This is a genomic window from Mesorhizobium sp. M0870, assembly GCF_040319775.1.
Taxonomy (GTDB): Bacteria; Pseudomonadota; Alphaproteobacteria; order Rhizobiales; family Rhizobiaceae; genus Mesorhizobium.
The window spans coordinates 20,320-36,816 of record NZ_JAMYOI010000032.1 but is presented as its reverse complement, the minus strand read 5'-3'; the positions used below and the strand labels follow the sequence as shown (position 1 = coordinate 36,816).

Sequence of the window (16,497 nt, the reverse complement as noted above, 5' to 3'; positions counted from 1 at the left end):
TCCCTCAGACCGGCTTCTTGCCGAAGACGCGGATGTATCCGGCGACGCCACCCTTGGCGAGCGCCTTGGCCTGCTTGACCCAGTCGTCGCGATCGATGCGGCCCTGGAAAGAGAGATAGCCATCCACCCACTCGCGTTCGGCCTTCTTCCACGACGCGACCTGCGCGAAGGTAAAAATGCCCAGCGTATGCAGGATGCCCTCGATCTTGGGGCCGACGCCGGAGATCAGCTTTAGGTCATCGACCTGTACCGGTTTATCGATGCCGGCCGGACGGTTCTTGTCCTCGAGCGACGGTTTGGCCGGCTTGGCTGCCGGTACCTTGACCTCCGGCGCCTTGAAGGCGGATGCCGGCTCGGCCTTGGTTATTGGACCGTTGCGCTGCTTGGAAACCTGCTCGACCTTGGAGTCTGCCTTGTTGGCATTGGCGGCCGAATGCAGTGGGGCGGCAACGCTCGCCGCCTTTTCAACCGTCGGCGCGACCTTGGTTTTTGAAGGCGTCTTCAATGCCGGGCTGGTTTCAGGGGCGTCGGTCTTCGGCTTGCTGGTGTTGGACGGCGCGACAGGGGCCGCGGCCGGTGCCGGCACGGGCCCTGCGATGATCGCGTCGGGCGCCGCCCTGGCGGCCCTGGCCGCTTCCCTGGCTTCCCTTTCACGGGTCGACTTGAGGATCGCCTTTTCGCTCTTCAGCGTGGTGAGGCCGGAGGCCGGCTCCGAGCCGGTACGGCCGTTCTGCGGCCCCGGTTCCACCGAAGCACCCTTGCCGGCGTCATAGAGATCGATGATTTCAGCCAGGCGTTCCGGCGTCAGATCCTCGAACGTGTCCTTGAAGATCATGACCATCGGCGCGTTGACGCAGGCGCCAAGGCATTCGACCTCTTCCCAGGACAAGGTGCCTTTGTCGTTGGCGTGGAACTGGTCGTGATGGATCCTGGAGCGGCAGACATCCATCAGCGCTTCCGAACCGCGCAGCATGCAGGGCGTGGTGCCGCAGACCTGGATATGCGCACGCGTGCCGACCGGATTCAGCTGGTACTGCGTGTAGAAGGTCGCGACCTCGAGCCCGCGGATACGCGGCATGCCGAGCATGTCGGAGATCGTCTCGATCGCCGCCTTCGTCACCCAGCCTTCCTGCTCCTGCGCTATCATCAGCAAGGGAATGATGGCCGACTGTTCGCGACCCTTCGGATATTTCTTGATCCATTGCTTCGCCGCGGCCGCATTCGCCCGGTTGAAGGCGAAGGAGGCTGGCTGGACGCTGGCTTCTGCGAGACGGCGGACTGACATTTAGCGATCGACCTCACCAAACACGATGTCGAGGGAGCCGAGAACGGCGGTGACGTCGGCCAGCATGTGGCCGCGGCAGAGGAAATCCATCGCCTGCAGATGCGCGAAACCCGGCGCGCGCAGCTTGCAGCGGTAGGGCTTGTTGGAGCCGTCGGAAACCAGATAGACGCCGAATTCGCCCTTCGGCGCCTCGACCGCGGCGTAAACCTCGCCGGCTGGCACGCGATAACCCTCGGTGTAGAGCTTGAAGTGATGGATCAGCGCTTCCATCGAGCGCTTCATCGCCTGGCGCTTGGGCGGCACCACCTTGCCGTCGAGGTTCGACACCGGGCCGGTGCTTTCCTTGCCGAGCAAGAGATCGACGCACTGGCGCATGATCTTCGCCGACTGGCGCATTTCTTCCATGCGCACGAGGTAGCGGTCAAAGCAGTCGCCGTTCTTGCCGATCGGAATGTCGAAATCCATTTCCGAATAGCATTCATAGGGTTGCGACTTGCGCAGGTCCCAGGGTGCACCCGAGCCGCGCACCATCACACCCGAAAAACCCCAGGCCCAGGCATCGGCCAGCGAGACGATGCCGATATCGACATTGCGCTGCTTGAAGATGCGGTTGCCGGTCAGCAGCTGATCGAGGTCGTCGATCGACTTCAGGAACGGGTCGATCCACTTGCCGATGTCCTCGACCAGCTTCTGCGGCAGGTCCTGATGGACGCCGCCGGGACGGAAATAGGCGGCATGCATGCGCGAACCGGAGGCGCGCTCATAGAACACCATCAGCTTTTCGCGCTCGACGAAGCCCCACAGCGGCGGCGTCAGCGCGCCGACGTCCATAGCCTGCGTCGTCACATTGAGGATGTGCGACATGATGCGGCCGATTTCGCAATAGAGCACGCGGATCAGCTGCCCGCGCTTCGGCACTTCGATGCCGAGCAGGCGCTCGGCGGCGAGCGCGAAGGCGTGCTCTTGGTTCATCGGCGCGCAATAGTCGAGCCGATCGAGATAAGGGATCGCCTGCAAATAGGTTTTGGCTTCGATCAGCTTTTCGGTACCGCGATGCAAGAGCCCGATATGCGGATCGACGCGATCGACGACTTCGCCGTCCAGCTCCAGCACAAGGCGCAAAACGCCGTGCGCCGCAGGGTGTTGCGGGCCGAAATTGATGTTGAAGTTGCGGACCGAGGTTTCAGCCATTTACTGCTTTGCCTTCTCGTCACCCGGCAGCACGTAATCCGTACCTTCCCACGGGGACAAAAAATCGAAATTGCGGAATTCCTGCTTGAGCTCGACCGGCTCATAGATGACGCGCTTGGCCTCGTCGTCGTAACGCACCTCGACGAATCCGGTCAGCGGGAAATCCTTGCGTAGCGGATGGCCTTCGAAACCGTAGTCGGTCAGCAGGCGACGCAGATCGGGATGGCCCGAAAACAGCACGCCGTAGAGATCGTAGGTCTCGCGCTCGAACCAGTCGGCGCCGGGGAACACGCCGGTGATCGACGGCACCATGGTTTCCTCGTCGGCCTGCACCTTGACGCAGATGCGCACATTCTGCTTCGGCGACAACAGATGATAGACGACGTCGAAGCGCTTGGCCCGCGACGGATAGTCGGCGCCGCAGACGTCGATGATCGAGATGAACTGGCAGCGCGCATCGTCGCGCAGGAAGGTCATCACCTCGACCAGATCGCGCGGCTCGACGTGAACGGTAAGCTCGCCATAGGCAAGCACCCCGTCACTGAAGCGGCCAGGCAGCTTCTCGCCGAGATAGGTCGACAGTTCGCTCAGGGATGCGGTCATGGATTTACCGTTCGATCGTGCCGGTGCGGCGGATTTTCTTCTGCAGCAGAAGAATGCCGTACAGCAACGCTTCGGCGCTCGGCGGACAGCCGGGCACATAGATGTCGACCGGCACGATGCGGTCGCAGCCGCGCACCACCGAATAGGAATAATGGTAGTAGCCGCCGCCATTGGCGCAGGAGCCCATCGAGATGACGTAGCGCGGTTCCGGCATCTGGTCGTAGACCTTGCGCAGCGCCGGCGCCATCTTGTTGGTCAGCGTGCCGGCGACGATCATGATGTCGGACTGGCGCGGGGACGCACGCGGCGCGACGCCGAACCGCTCCGAATCATAGCGTGGCATCGAGGTGTGGATCATCTCGACCGCGCAGCAAGCGAGGCCGAACGTCATGAACATCAGCGACCCGCTGCGCGCCCAGGTGATGAGCGCCTCGGTCGAAGTGACCAAAAAGCCCTTGTCGGCCAACTCATTGTTGATCTCGAGGAAGAAGGGATCGTCCTCCCCCACCGGCCTGCCGGTGTTGGGATCGATAATACCCTTGGGCTTCGGCGCGACGAGGGTGCCTGAACTGTCGTTCAATCCCATTCCAGCGCTCCTTTTTTCCATTCATAGGCAAAGCCGATGGTCAGCACCGCCAAAAACACCATCATCGACCAGAAACCGAGCATGCCGATCTTCGAAAACGACACCGCCCACGGAAACAGGAAGGCCACTTCCAGGTCGAAGATGATGAACAGGATCGACACCAGGTAGAAACGGATGTCGAACTTCATGCGCGCGTCGTCGAACGAGTTGAAACCGCACTCGTAGGCGGAAAGCTTTTCGGGATCGGGATTGCGATAGGCCACCAGGAAGGGTGCGGCCAGCAACGCCAGGCCGACAACCAGCGCCACGCCTATGAACAGGACGATGGGCAGGTATGAGCTCAAGAGTGCGTTCATGCTCGGCTTTCCGTTGGCGCCAATCCACTTTGATTACAGCACCGGACCCTAATGCGGAAGCGTGACAGTTTAACCGCTGAACCGTTTTAAGGGCCTATGCTGCAACGCGGCGAGGGTTAGCGCAGCACTTCCAGCGAAGCAAGTCAAACCTTGTTCAAAACACCGACCTGGACGGCATATCGCGGCAAACTGGTCCGATCCGCTCCTGTTTGATTTCCTTCGCTTTTTACTCCACTTTTCTCTCCTGACATGGATGCCGCCAAAACCCTGCTAGCATGGGTTGGAATCAGCCATTCGACCCTCGGTCAAAACACTTCAAAGTGATGCCTGCATGAAGGAAAAGATCTCGCTCCCCACGGCCCGTCGCATCGCGCTTGCCGCCCAGGGGTTTCTCGATCCCCGCCCGACCGGCACGCCTGACCGCCGACATTTTGCCCGCACCCTCTCCCGCACCGGCCTGCTGCAGATCGATTCCGTCAGCGCGGTGGTGCGCGCTCATTATATGCCGCTCTATTCGCGCCTTGGCCCCTACCCGTTCTCGCTGCTCGACAACGCGGCCGTGACGCGCAAGCGCACGGTTTTCGAATACTGGGGGCACGAGGCCTCCTTCCTGCCGGTCGAGACGTACCCGCTGATGCGCTGGCGCATGCAGCGCGCCGAGCGCGGCGACGAAATGTATCTGGGCCTCGCCAAATGGGGCCGCGAGCACGCCGCCTACATCGAAGAGATCTACCGCCAGGTCGCCGAGCGCGGCCCGATCGCCGCTTCCGCGCTCGAAGGCCAGAAAGGCTCGGGCGGCTGGTGGGGCTGGAGCCATGCCAAGCACGCCTTCGAATGGCTGTTCTGGGCCGGGCGCATCACCACGGCGCACCGCCGCGGTTTCGAGCGCTTCTATGACCTGCCCGAACGCGTGCTGCCGCAGGCGATCCTCGATCTGCCGGTACCGGCAGCCGAGGACGCGCACCGCGAATTGCTGCGCATTTCTGCCCGCGCCCACGGCGTGGCGACTTCAGGCGACCTGCGCGACTATTTCCGCCTGTCGCCGGCCGACATGAAGGGCCGGCTGGAGGAACTGGTTGAAACGGGCGAGCTGCTGCCGGTGCGTGTCGAAGGTTGGGACAAGCCGGCCTATCTTCATAAAGACGCCCGCCTGCCGCGCAAAGTCGAGGCCCGCGCCCTGCTGGCGCCGTTCGATCCGGTCGTCTTCGAGCGGTCGCGCACCGAGCGGCTGTTCGATTTCCACTACCGCATCGAGATCTACACGCCGGCCGACAAGCGGCAATATGGCTATTATGTCCTGCCGTTCCTGCTCGGCGACAGGATCGTGGCACGCGTCGACCTCAAGGCCGACCGTCCGGCCAGCATACTGCGCGTCCATGCGGCCTATGCGGAGCCCGGTGCACCGCCTGAAACCGCTGCAGAGCTGTTCGAGGAATTGAAGCAGATGCAGGGCTGGCTCGGACTCGAACGCATCGAAGTGACGCCTGCCGGGGATTTGGGTCCGGCGCTGCTGAGCGTGATCAGCGACGGGCGCTCTTGACATCAGCCGTCGGCTGCAGCCGTTTGAGGGAGTTTTGTCGGCCTAGGTTCAATGATGGCATCGCAAGAGGTTCTCGACCTGATTCACGAAGCGTTGATTGCGCATGGGATCAGCGCCATCCGTGGACAGAACGATGTCAGGATTGAACTGGAAGACCTGCGCTTTGAAGCCCAAGTTTTCGACAAGGAGCCGTCAGGCTCGGGTCGTAGGCTTGTTCTCGAAATCTACGTCTTCTCACCGTTGCTAGGCACTCAGCCGGTCATCGAATCTTTTGTTGGACTGGGCGACACGCGTGAACAGGCGATTTTCCAAGCATTCGGAAAATTCCTGATCGGTGTATTTCATGTGCTGATCGAGGGCCTTGCGGAGCATGTTTGCGAGAACATGCAAGCCGAGATTGCATTCTGGCAACGGAATGATGCTGGCTGGAAGATCTACGGTGGACCTGTGATCACACAGGCTGCAGTGGAATGCACTCTCAACCGGACATATCCAGCGTTTTATGCCCGCTTGGAAAAACTGTTCACGGCTAAGGTTCGCCCTGGCAGTCATTTCATCCGGATATTCCTGGCGAGCTATGGCGGAGCACTGGTCGGCAACGAAATTCTCCTGGACAACGAAACTTGGCCGGAAGGTCAAGAGCTCCTCGTTGATCAGGACTGGCACCACGGCGACGGGTACCAGGCGCTGCGTCAGGTCATCCTTGCGTTGCCGGGAGATAACAATTGAGCCAACGTACACAGGCTAGCGGATAAACAATGGATTCAAAGCCGGGCTGACCCAAGAGGTGCAGGAGTGCCTCGATAGGATTTCGTCCTTTTCATGGGACGTACATGCGCAGGCAATCCGAAAACGCTACCCTAGACCTGCTGGAGACACATTTGGCTTCAAAGTTGATGGCATTTACTTCGATGTGGGTGACAGCGCCGGATGGCTGGACCGGCAAGATGGAGATATCCTTCTGACGGCTTTCGTTACAGCTTTTCCTGATCCCAACAACGAAGATGGCATTCGCGAAGAGCGGTCAGTGGTAGTGAAGCGTCCCCGCCCCTGATTTCAGATTGCCCCTGCGTTGCGTTGACACCGCTGCCCGCAAAAGCCTAAATCCGGTTCAGATGGTCTCTTGCCCGCAACGGCAAGAGCTAAGAGGGAATGCGGTGCGGGGCAAAATCCCAAATCCGCGGCTGTCCCCGCAACTGTAAGCGAAGAGCCAAGGCCGAAAGCCACTGGGGAGTTCCCGGGAAGGCGGCTACCAAGGCGATGACCCGCGAGCCAGGAGACCTGCCGTCTGCGACTTTAGAATCCGATCGCCCGGCGGGTTTCCGGGCAAGGAGCCCGATCTTGGACCACGACAGCAGTTTTTCGGCTGGCACAGCGGATATTTCGTCCGGCCATGATGATGCCTTGGCCGGCGTCACCATCATCGTCTGCGCCTCCTGCCGCGATGAGACCGGCGCCGACGCTCATCCCCGCGCCGGCGAATTGCTGGCGGACGACACGCGCCGCGCCGCATCCGGCGACGACATCCGCATCCGCAGCGTCGAATGCCTCGGCAATTGCAAGCGCCGCCTCAGCGCCGCCATCCTGCGCGACGGGTGCTGGAGCTATGTCTTCGGCGACCTGACCACGACCAGCGGCGCCGACCTCGTGACAGGCGCCAAGCTCTTCGCCACCTCGAAGGACGGCCTGATTCCATGGCGCGGCCGCCCCGATAGCCTGAAGCGTGGCCTCGTTGCCCGCATCCCTCCCTTAGACCTGCTGAAGGATTGACCATGACTGCCCCAGATTCGCCTGCGAACCTCTCCCGCGTTCCCTGCACCGTCGTCACCGGCTTCCTCGGCGCCGGCAAGACGACGCTGGTCCGCCATCTCCTGGAAAACGCCGGCGGCAAGCGCATTGCCATCATTGTCAACGAATTCGGCGACATCGGCATCGATGGCGAGATCCTCAAGGGCTGCGGCATAGACACCTGCCCGGAGGAAAACATCGTCGAACTGGCCAATGGCTGCATCTGCTGCACCGTCGCCGACGATTTCGTCCCGGCGCTCGACAAGATCCTCGCGCTGACGCCGAGGGTCGACCACATCCTGATCGAGACTTCGGGCCTGGCGCTGCCCAAGCCGCTGGTCCAGGCGTTTCAATGGCCGAGCGTAAAGAGCCGCGTCACAGTCGACGGCGTCATCGCCGTGGTCGACGGGCCGGCATTGGCCGAAGGCCGCGTCGCCAACGACATGGATGCTTTGCAGGCGCAGCGCGCCGGGGACGAGACGCTCGACCATGACGATCCGGTGGAAGAAGTGTTCGAGGATCAGATCGCCTGCGCCGACCTGATCATCCTGTCGAAAAGCGACCTGATGGACGCCGCCGGCACCGCCCGCGCCAACGCCATCATTGGCGAACACTCCGCCCGCGCCGTGAAGATCGTGCCGACGTCGCATGGCAAGGTCGATCCCTCCGTGCTGCTCGGGCTCGGTCTCGCCGTCGAGGACGACATCGAAAACCGCAAGTCCCACCATGACGGCGCATTCGACCACGAACATGACGACTTCGACACGTTCATTGTCGACATTGCCTCGATCGCCAATCCCGATGAACTGGCAAAGCGTGTCGCCACAGTCGCCGAAGAAGAAAACGTGCTGCGTGTAAAAGGCTTCGTCGAGGTCGGTGGCAAGCCGATGCGGCTCTTGCTGCAGGCCGTCGGGCCGCGCGTCAATCATTACTATGACCGCGCCTGGACCGCGCAGGACGACCGCCGCTCGCGTCTCGTCGTCATCGGCCTGAAGGGGCTGAACCGCCCGGCGATCGAGCGTATACTCGCCGGCTGATCTCGGACACGGGTTGCGATGCACATCCTCACCACGACATCCGCCTCGCTCGACGACCTCGCCGAGCCGGTCGATCTGCGGCAGACGCCGGCGGATATCGTGGCCCTGTCCTTCACCGACAGCGACCTCGCCGGACTGGCGGCAGCCTGGAAGGCCGATGCCGGCCGCCTGCCCTCGATGCGGCTGGCTGCCCTGCGTGACCTGCGCCATCCCATGTCCGTCGACCTCTGGGTCGACAGCGTCGCCCGTCACGCCAAGGTCATCCTCGTGCGCATCCTCGGCGGCTACGACTGGTGGCGCTACGGCTGCGACCAGCTTGCCTCGACCGCCCGCGCACACGGCATAAAGCTGGCGCTGCTGCCCGGCGAATGCCGCGACGAGGATCTGCGCCTGATCGAAGCCTCGACGCTGCCGCGCGAGGAGCTCGATGGCCTGCTCGACTATTTCCGCGAGGGCGGCCCGGCGAATATGAGCGCGCTGGTGCGGAGGCTGGCGCGACTGGCGGGACAGGATGCGGCTTTTGCAGAGCCGGTTCCAGTGCCGAAAGCCGGGTTTTATGAGCCAGGACTTGGGGTCGTTGGTGATCCTTCACACCCCCCTCTGTCCTGCCGGACATCTCCCCCGCAAGGGGGGAGATCGGACTTCATCAAAGCCGGCTCTTTTCCCGTTTCATTAGAAGCTGACGCGTCCGCAACCTCGACAATTGGCGAAATCTCCAATGACAGCGCAATCTCCCCCCTTGCGGGGGAGATGTCCGGCAGGACAGAGGGGGGTGTGAAGGAACTCGACGCTGACAACGTCAACGCTCCTATCATCCCCATCCTGTTCTATCGCTCGATGCTATTGGCCGCCGATGTCGCGCCCATCGATGCGCTTTTCCACGCGCTCCGCCAGCGCGGCATCAATCCGGTCCCCATCTTCGTCTCCAGCCTCAAGGACCCCTCATCCCTGGCGTTCGTGGAAACCGCACTCGCCGCGCTCAATCCCGCCGCCATCATCACCGCGACCGCTTTCGCGTCCGGCGCCGAACCCGGCATTGAAACCCTGTTCGACCGCGCCGGCGTACCGGTCTTCCAGGTCATCGTCGCCACCACCCGCCGCGACGTCTGGGAGACCAACCAGCGCGGCCTGGCGCCCGCCGACCTCGCCATGCATGTCGTGCTGCCCGAACTCGACGGCCGCATCCTGGCCGGCGCCATTTCCTTTAAGGGCGAGAGCGAGATCGATCCAGCACTTGGCCACCGCGCCTTTGCCAACCGGCCGGAACCGGATCGTGTGGCGCAAGTGGCTGACCGCGTCGCGGCCTTTATCCGCCTGCAGGAGACAGCCCGCGCCGAACGCAAGCTGGCCATCCTGATGCCGGATTATCCCAGTGCCCCCGGCCGCACCGGCTACGCCGTGGGTTTGGATGTCCCGTCCAGCGTGCTGGCCATGCTGCAGGACCTCAGCGAACAGGGCTATGTCGTTGAGGGGATTCCGCAAACGCCGCGTGAGTTGCTGGCGCGGCTGGGCCAGGGCGGGCATGGCTTGGCCTTGAGGGATTATGTGGAGTTCTCGAAGGCACTGCCGTCTGCAGCAATTGCTGCCGTAGATGCAGCTTGGAAGGCTGAATATGAGATAGGTTTGTGCGAGGCACCCCCCTCTGTCCTGCCGGACATCTCCCCCGCAAGGAGGGAGATCGGCAGTTCCGCCATCGGCGCTCATTCTGCGACGTTCGTAGCTGGCGAAAGCGGCAATGAGAGCTCAATCTCCCCCCTTGCGGGGGAGATGTCCGGCAGGACAGAGGGGGGTGCTCAAGCGCCAACCGCCGCCCACTTCCCCTTCCGCGCTGCCACCTTCGGCAACATCACGGTCGCCCTCGCCCCAGACCGCGGCCGCTCCGTCGACCGCCGCGCCGACTACCACGACCCGACGCTGCCGCCGCGCCATGCGCTGATCGCCTTCGGCCTGTGGCTGCGCAAATCGCTCGGCGTCCATGCGCTCGTCCATGTCGGCGCGCACGGCACGCTGGAGTGGCTGCCGGGCAAGACCGTTGCGCTTTCGGAGAGCTGCTTTCCCGAGATCGTCACCGGCGCCATGCCCGTCATCTATCCCTTCATCGTCTCCAACCCCGGCGAAGCGGCGCAGGCCAAGCGGCGCATTGCCGCCGTCACCCTTGGCCACCTGCCGCCGCCACTGACCGATGCCGAGCTGGACGAGAACCAGCACAAGCTGGAACGGTTGGTCGACGAATACGCCCAGGCCGACGGGCTCGACCGCCGCCGCCGCGACCGCCTTGCCAAGCTGATCGTCGAGACGGCGCAGAAGACCGGCCTCGCTTCCGAAGCCGGCGTCGCCACGACCGACGCGCCCGACGAAGCGTTGCGCCGCATCGACGCCTGGCTCTGCGACCTCAAGGATTTTGCCATCAAGGACGGGCTGCATATCTATGGCCGCGCCCCTGAGGACGAGCCCGACGCCATGCGGCGCCAGAGTGCGGCAGCCGAGAAGGCGGCGCTGCTCGCCGCACTCGATGGCCGCCACGTCAAGGCCGGCCCGGCCGGCGCGCCCGCGCGGGGTCGCTCGGACGTTCTGCCCACCGGCCGCAATTTGTTCACCTCGGACCCGCGCACCATGCCGACGCCGACCGCCTATGATCTGGGCAAGGCAGCGGCGGAGGAAGTGGTGCGCGGCTACATGCAATCGCATGGCGACTGGCCGCGCTCGCTGGTCATCGATCTCTGGGGCTCGGCCTCACTGCGCACCGGCGGCGAGGAGATCGCGCAAGGATTGGCGCTGATGGGCTGCCGGCCGCAATGGGATTCGGCGACCGGCCGCATCACCGGCATCGAGGTATTGTCGCCGGCCACGCTCGGAAGGCCACGCGTCGATGTCACCTGGCGCATATCAGGCCTGTTCCGCGATATGTTCCCGACCCAGATCGCACTGATCGATGCCGCCGCCAACGCGGTAGCCGCCCGCGACGAGGACGATACGGAAAACCCGCTCGCGGCCAAAACCCGTGCCGACGGCAAGCTCAGCCCGCGCATCTTCGGCACCTCGCCCGGCACCTATGGCGCCGGCGTCGAGGATATCTTGTCCTCCGGCAACTGGACCGCGCGCGAAGAAATCGGCCGCGCCTATCTCGACGCCACCTCGCACGCCTATGGCGGCGCAGAAGGAGAAGGCATCTCGGTGCCCGGCGCCTTCGAAGGCCGCATCGCCGAAGCCGATCTTCTCGTCCACACCGGCGACGACCCCGGCCGCGATATCCTCGAGGGCTCCGCCGACGTCGCCTTCATTGGCGGGTTTTCGGCTGCCTTGGCAACCCTGGGCAGGCATGCCGACGTCATCGTGCTCGACACCACCGATCCGCAAAGGCCGAAGCTCCGCTCGGTAGGCGAAGCGGTATCGCGGGTGGTGCGCGCCCGCGCCGTCAATTCACGCTTCATTGCAGGCCAGATGCGCCACGGCCCACGCGGCGCCTCCGAATTTGCCGAAACCGTCGACCGGCTGGTCGGCTTTGCCGAAACCACACACGCCATTTCGGGAACGCTGATCGAGGCGGTTCATGACGCCTATCTCGGCGATCCACTGGTCAGCGCCTTCATCCTGCGCGAGAACCCCGCCGCTGCCAAAGTCATCGCCGAGCGCTTCCTGTCGGCGCGACGGCGTGGCCTCTGGCATCCCTTGCGCAATTCCATCGACGACGATCTCGCCGCCCTGATTGCCGAGGCAGAAGCGCTTGGGGTGGCGGCATGAACGCCTTCTCGCGTCGCGGCGCCTGCCCGGCCTTGTCGGCCCCGATGCAAACCGGTGACGGGCTTTTGGTGCGGCTCAACCCGGTTGCTGGAGGATTGTCGCCGAAGCTTTTGATCGGGTTAGCCGAATCCGCCTTGCGGCATGGCAACGGCATCATGGAAGTCACCGCGCGCGGCAGTCTGCAGATACGCGGGCTGACCACGGACAGCGCGGCGCTGCTGGCGGCGGAGGTCGATGCGCTTGATATCGCGGTGCGCACCGGCGTGCCGGTCGAGACCGGGCCGCTGGCCGGCATCGATCCGCAAGAGATTGCCGATCCCCGGCCACTGGCCGAGCGGATCAGGGCGGCGATTGGCGAGGCTGGGCTGACGCAACGGCTCGGGCCGAAGGTTTCCGTGATTGTCGATGGCGGTGGGCAGTTGACCATGGATGCGGTGACGGCCGATGTGCGGCTGAAGGCGGTGCGGGCCAGCGCTGGCGTGCTGTGGGCTGTGTCTGTTTCAGGTGACGGCCAAAGCGCGAGGCCGCTTGCGACGGTCGATGACGATGTAGCGCGCGATATTGCCGTTGCGGTGCTCAGGATGATTGCCGAGAAGAGTCGGGAGGCGCATGCGAGGGATTTGACGGACCGCCAATTGGCCTCTCTCGCAGGTTGGCACTCCGTCACACCCCCCTCTGTCCTGCCGGACATCTCCCCCGCAAGGGGGGAGATCGGCGGTTCCGACGCCGGCTCTCGTCCTGCAACATCGGCGGTGGACGTGACGTCGGCAATTGGCGAAAGCGCCGATGACGGCTCAATCTCCCCCCTTGCGGGGGAGATGTCCGGCAGGACAGAGGGGGGTGTGCAGGATCGCCGACCTATCGGTCTTTTCTCTTTATCGACCGACCACGCCCTCGGCATTGCCCTCCCCTACGGCAGCATGCCGGCCGACAAGCTCATCGCCCTCGCTCAACACGCCCTCGCCCTCGGCACGTCAGAAATCCGCCCAGCCCCAGGCCGCGTCTTGCTTTTCCTAGGTCAGCCACCGGCCGCCAACTCATCGCTCCAACACACCGCCACCGCCCTCGGCTTCGTCACCGCCCCCACCGACCCGCGCACGCGCATAGCCGCTTGCCCCGGCACACCAGCCTGCGCCTCCGGCCGCATCGCCACGCGCGACATTGCCGAGACAATCGCCACTGAAAATGCCGACATCCTCGACTTCACCCTGCACGTTTCCGGCTGCGCCAAGGGTTGCGCCCACCCCGGCTCGGCGGCGCTGACGATTGTCGGCGGCGAAAACGGAGCCGGACTTGTCGTGAACGCGACGGCAAAGGCCCTTCCTGCGGGCTACAGGCCGGGCTATGACGCCGCGCGCGGCATTGGCCGCGTCGCGGCAATGATCCGCGGCACACGATATCAAGGCGAAACCGCCGCCGCTTGCCTGGCAAGGCTCGGGCCGGCCGGTATCGCCGAGGCTTACCGACAGGCCCAAACTGAAAAACGGAAATGAGCATGGCCGCCTACGACTATATCCATGACGGCACGGCGATCTATGAGCGCTCCTTCGCCATTATCCGCGCGGAGGCCGATCTGTCGCGCTTCTCCGAGGCCGAGGCCGATGTTGCCATCCGCATGATCCATGCCTGCGGGCAGGTCGAAGCATCAAGTCATTTTGTGTTCTCCAAGGATTTCGTTGCCGCTGCCCGCATCGCTTTGGCGGCGGGCGCGCCGATCTTCTGCGACGCGGAAATGGTCTCGCATGGCGTCACCCGCGCCAGGCTGCCAGCCGGCAACGAGGTGATCTGCACGTTGCGCGATCCGCGCACGCACGACATCGCCAGGGAGATCGGCAACACCCGCTCCGCCGCCGCGATCGACCTGTGGGGCGACCGCATGGCCGGTTCGGTGGTCGCCATCGGCAATGCGCCGACCGCGCTCTTCTATCTCTTGGAGAAGTTGCGCGACGGCGCGCCGAAACCGGCGGCCATCATCGGCATGCCGGTCGGCTTCGTCGGCGCTGCCGAATCGAAGGACGCGCTGGCCGAGAATTCCTATGGCGTTCCCTACGCCATCGTGCGCGGCCGGCTCGGTGGCAGCGCCGTGACCGCCGCCGCGCTCAATTCATTGGCGAGGCCGGGCCTGTGAACGCCATTGCAAAAGGCCGTCTCGTCGGCGTAGGCACCGGTCCCGGCGACCCCGAACTGCTGACCCTGAAAGCCGCGCGCACCTTGGCGGAAGCCGATGTCGTGGCCTATTTCGCCAAGCGCGGCAACAACAGCAACGCGCGCGCCATCGTCGAAGCGCAGTTCCGCCCCGAAATGACGGAACTGCCGCTGCTCTATCCCGTCACCACCGAAATCGACAAGGACCACGACGACTACCGGTCGCAGATCACGGCTTTCTATGAGGAGTCGGCCGAGAGGGTCGCCGAGCACCTCGAAGCCGGCAGGATGGTTGCCGTGCTGTCCGAGGGCGACCCGCTTTTCTACGGCTCCTACATGCATCTGCATGTGCGCCTCGCCCATCGCTTCCCGACCGAAGTCATTCCCGGCGTCACCGCCATGTCCGGCTGCTGGTCGCAGACTGGTATCCCGATCGTCCAGGGCGACGATGTGCTGACGGTGCTGCCCGGCACGATGAGCGAGTTCGAGCTGACGCGCCGGCTGGCTGACACCGATGCCGCCGTCATCATGAAGGTCGGCCGTAACCTGCCCAAGATCAGGAGGGCGCTGGAGGCTACGGCCAAGCTGTCGCGCGCCGTCTATGTCGAGCGCGGCACCATGGCCGGCAGCGTGTCGATGAAGCTGGCCGACAAGCCGGACGACAAGGCGCCCTATTTCGCCATCGTGCTGGTCGCCGGCTGGTCCGGCCGCCCCGGCGCCGTGGGAGCGCAAGTATGAGCGGCCGTCTCACTGTCATCGGCCTTGGCCCCGGCAATGCCGATCAGGTCACGCCGGAAGCCAGCCGCGCCGTCGCCGAGGCGAAATTCTTTTACGGCTACAAACCCTATCTCGACCGGCTGGACTTGCGCTCGGATCAGACCCGCGTCGCTTCCGACAATCGCGAGGAACTCGCCCGCTCCAAGGACGCACTGGTCAAAGCCGCCGAGGGCCACGACGTCGCGGTGGTTTCCGGTGGCGATCCCGGCGTGTTCGCCATGGCGGCGGCCGTCTGCGAGGCGATCGAGGCCGGCCCGGCCGAATGGCGCGCGGTCGATGTCGCTGTGGTGCCCGGCATCACCGCCATGCTGGCGGTCGCCGCCCGCATCGGCGCGCCGCTCGGCCATGATTTCTGCGCCATCTCGCTGTCCGACAATCTGAAGCCCTGGGAGCTGATCGAACTGCGCCTGCTGGCGGCGGCCGGCGCCGGCTTCGTCATCGCGCTCTATAACCCGATCAGCAAGGCGCGCCCCTGGCAGCTCGGCCGCGCCTTTGAATGCCTGACCGCTATCCTGCCTGGCACCACGCCGGTGATTTTCGGCCGCGCCGCCGGCCGCCCGGACGAGCGCATCGAGGTCAACCTGCTGGCCGATGTCGAGGCTGAAAAAGCCGATATGGCGACCTGCATCATCATCGGCTCGCCGGAAACCAGGATCATCAAGCGCGCGGAGAAGCCGGCGCTGGTTTACACGCCGCGCTCGTCCACGGGGCGGACAAAATGATCGACCATCAGGGTCAGTGCTTCGACGGTTTCAGCCGCGGGAACATCCGGCAGATCAGGCCTGCGAATCATGACCACCTCGAGGCCAAGCGCCCGCGCCGCGGCGATCTTGCCATAAGTCGCTTCGCCGCCGCTGTTCTTGGACACGACGACATCGATGCGTTGCTTTTCGAGCAGCGCGCGTTCCTCCGCCTCACGAAACGGGCCACGGGCCAGCAGATATACGGCATCGGGCACGGCAAGCTTGGGCTCGACCGGGTCGACACTGCGGATAAGATGGTGGTGCTGGGGCGCTGCTTCGAAAGCGGCTACTTCTTGCCGGCCGAGTGCCAGGAAAACGCGGCGCGGCGCCACTCCAAGCGCTTGCACGGCATCGGCAACCTTATCGACCAGCGTCCAGCGGTCGCCTTCGACAGGCTCCCAGCCGGGGCGCCGCAGAGCAAGGATCGGCACGCCGGCAGTGCGCGCCGCCTGTGCGGCATTGGCGGAGATCTGCGCCGCGTAGGGATGCGTGGCGTCGATCAGCAGGTCGGTGCCCGTCTCCCGCAGGTAGGCGGCCAACCCATCGGCGCCGCCAAAGCCTCCGCTTCGCATCGGCACGCCCTGTGCGACCGGGCTTTCGGTGCGCCCGGCCAGCGACAGCGTGACCGAAGCGCGCGCAGCCAGTTTTCCGGCCAGTTGCCGGGCTTCGGTGGTGCCGCCGAGGATCAGAATGCGGTGGGTCATC

Annotated in this window: 15 protein-coding genes and 1 riboswitch; of the genes, 9 read left to right on the top strand and 6 right to left on the bottom strand. The window is 64.3% G+C overall.

All coding sequences use genetic code 11. From position 1 onward, the window contains the following. Nucleotides 1-4: 4 nt before the first annotated feature. From NKH97_RS28065 to NKH97_RS28045, 5 genes are read right to left on the bottom strand one after another with little or no spacing between them, the layout of a single operon-like run. Nucleotides 5-1,285 carry an NADH-quinone oxidoreductase subunit E gene (locus NKH97_RS28065; RefSeq protein ID WP_352799207.1) on the bottom strand — a complete coding sequence of 427 codons (1,281 nt, stop codon included), beginning with the start codon at nt 1,283-1,285 and terminating at the stop codon, nt 5-7. Beyond that, nucleotides 1,286-2,476 (bottom strand): NADH-quinone oxidoreductase subunit D, encoded by a 1,191-nt coding sequence (locus NKH97_RS28060; protein ID WP_023812387.1) that lies wholly within the window; start codon nt 2,474-2,476, stop codon nt 1,286-1,288. Then, nucleotides 2,477-3,079, bottom strand: coding sequence for an NADH-quinone oxidoreductase subunit C (locus tag NKH97_RS28055; protein WP_352799206.1), 603 nt, complete (start codon nt 3,077-3,079; stop codon nt 2,477-2,479). It lies immediately after the preceding gene. Between the two features lie 4 nt (nt 3,080-3,083). Next, the gene (locus tag NKH97_RS28050) at nt 3,084-3,665 is read right to left on the bottom strand and encodes a NuoB/complex I 20 kDa subunit family protein (RefSeq protein WP_013531090.1); all 582 of its coding nucleotides are present in this window, start codon (nt 3,663-3,665) and stop codon (nt 3,084-3,086) included. Next, nucleotides 3,656-4,021 (bottom strand): NADH-quinone oxidoreductase subunit A, encoded by a 366-nt coding sequence (locus tag NKH97_RS28045; RefSeq protein ID WP_010910112.1) that lies wholly within the window; start codon nt 4,019-4,021, stop codon nt 3,656-3,658. Before NKH97_RS28045 ends, NKH97_RS28050 begins: the two co-directional genes overlap by 10 nt. A gap of 331 nt (nt 4,022-4,352) precedes the next feature. On the opposite strand from NKH97_RS28045, the gene NKH97_RS28040 reads away from it, so the two are divergent. From NKH97_RS28040 to NKH97_RS28000, 9 genes are all read left to right on the top strand, one after another. Beyond that, nucleotides 4,353-5,561: a winged helix-turn-helix domain-containing protein gene (locus NKH97_RS28040; RefSeq protein WP_352612430.1), complete on the top strand. Its 1,209-nt coding sequence runs from the start codon at nt 4,353-4,355 to the stop codon at nt 5,559-5,561. 54 nt (nt 5,562-5,615) lie between these two features. After that, a complete protein-coding gene (locus tag NKH97_RS28035; RefSeq protein ID WP_352461363.1) occupies nt 5,616-6,290 on the top strand; it encodes a DUF6348 family protein in 675 nt (224 codons plus the stop codon). Between the two features lie 370 nt (nt 6,291-6,660). Next, nucleotides 6,661-6,864, top strand: a riboswitch (cobalamin riboswitch). Nucleotides 6,865-6,902: 38 nt separating this feature from the next. Then, nucleotides 6,903-7,331: a DUF1636 family protein gene (locus tag NKH97_RS28030; protein ID WP_352439823.1), complete on the top strand. Its 429-nt coding sequence runs from the start codon at nt 6,903-6,905 to the stop codon at nt 7,329-7,331. Between the two features lie 2 nt (nt 7,332-7,333). Continuing rightward, complete coding sequence (cobW, locus tag NKH97_RS28025; protein ID WP_352612425.1) at nt 7,334-8,386, top strand: cobalamin biosynthesis protein CobW; 1,053 nt, start codon at nt 7,334-7,336, stop codon at nt 8,384-8,386. An 18-nt stretch (nt 8,387-8,404) separates the two neighbouring features. Next, nucleotides 8,405-12,127 carry a cobaltochelatase subunit CobN gene (locus NKH97_RS28020; RefSeq protein WP_352799205.1) on the top strand — a complete coding sequence of 1,241 codons (3,723 nt, stop codon included), beginning with the start codon at nt 8,405-8,407 and terminating at the stop codon, nt 12,125-12,127. Beyond that, nucleotides 12,124-13,620, top strand: a complete 1,497-nt coding sequence (gene cobG / locus NKH97_RS28015; RefSeq protein ID WP_352799204.1) for a precorrin-3B synthase — start codon at nt 12,124-12,126, stop codon at nt 13,618-13,620. The genes NKH97_RS28020 and cobG overlap by 4 nt, the downstream gene beginning before the upstream one ends. Before the next feature lie 2 nt (nt 13,621-13,622). Continuing rightward, on the top strand, nt 13,623-14,255 hold the full coding sequence (locus NKH97_RS28010; RefSeq protein WP_352751302.1) for a precorrin-8X methylmutase: 633 nt from the start codon (nt 13,623-13,625) through the stop codon (nt 14,253-14,255). Then, nucleotides 14,252-15,010, top strand: coding sequence for a precorrin-2 C(20)-methyltransferase (locus NKH97_RS28005; protein ID WP_352751300.1), 759 nt, complete (start codon nt 14,252-14,254; stop codon nt 15,008-15,010). Before NKH97_RS28010 ends, NKH97_RS28005 begins: the two co-directional genes overlap by 4 nt. Further along, nucleotides 15,007-15,771, top strand: a complete 765-nt coding sequence (locus tag NKH97_RS28000) for a precorrin-3B C(17)-methyltransferase (protein WP_352751298.1) — start codon at nt 15,007-15,009, stop codon at nt 15,769-15,771. The genes NKH97_RS28005 and NKH97_RS28000 overlap by 4 nt, the downstream gene beginning before the upstream one ends. Here the strand turns inward: NKH97_RS28000 and NKH97_RS27995 are convergent. Beyond that, the gene (locus NKH97_RS27995) at nt 15,735-16,496 is read right to left on the bottom strand and encodes a cobalt-precorrin-6A reductase (RefSeq protein ID WP_352751296.1); all 762 of its coding nucleotides are present in this window, start codon (nt 16,494-16,496) and stop codon (nt 15,735-15,737) included. The two genes, NKH97_RS28000 and NKH97_RS27995, sit on opposite strands and share 37 nt — an antisense overlap. Between the last annotated feature and the right edge of the window lies 1 nt (nt 16,497).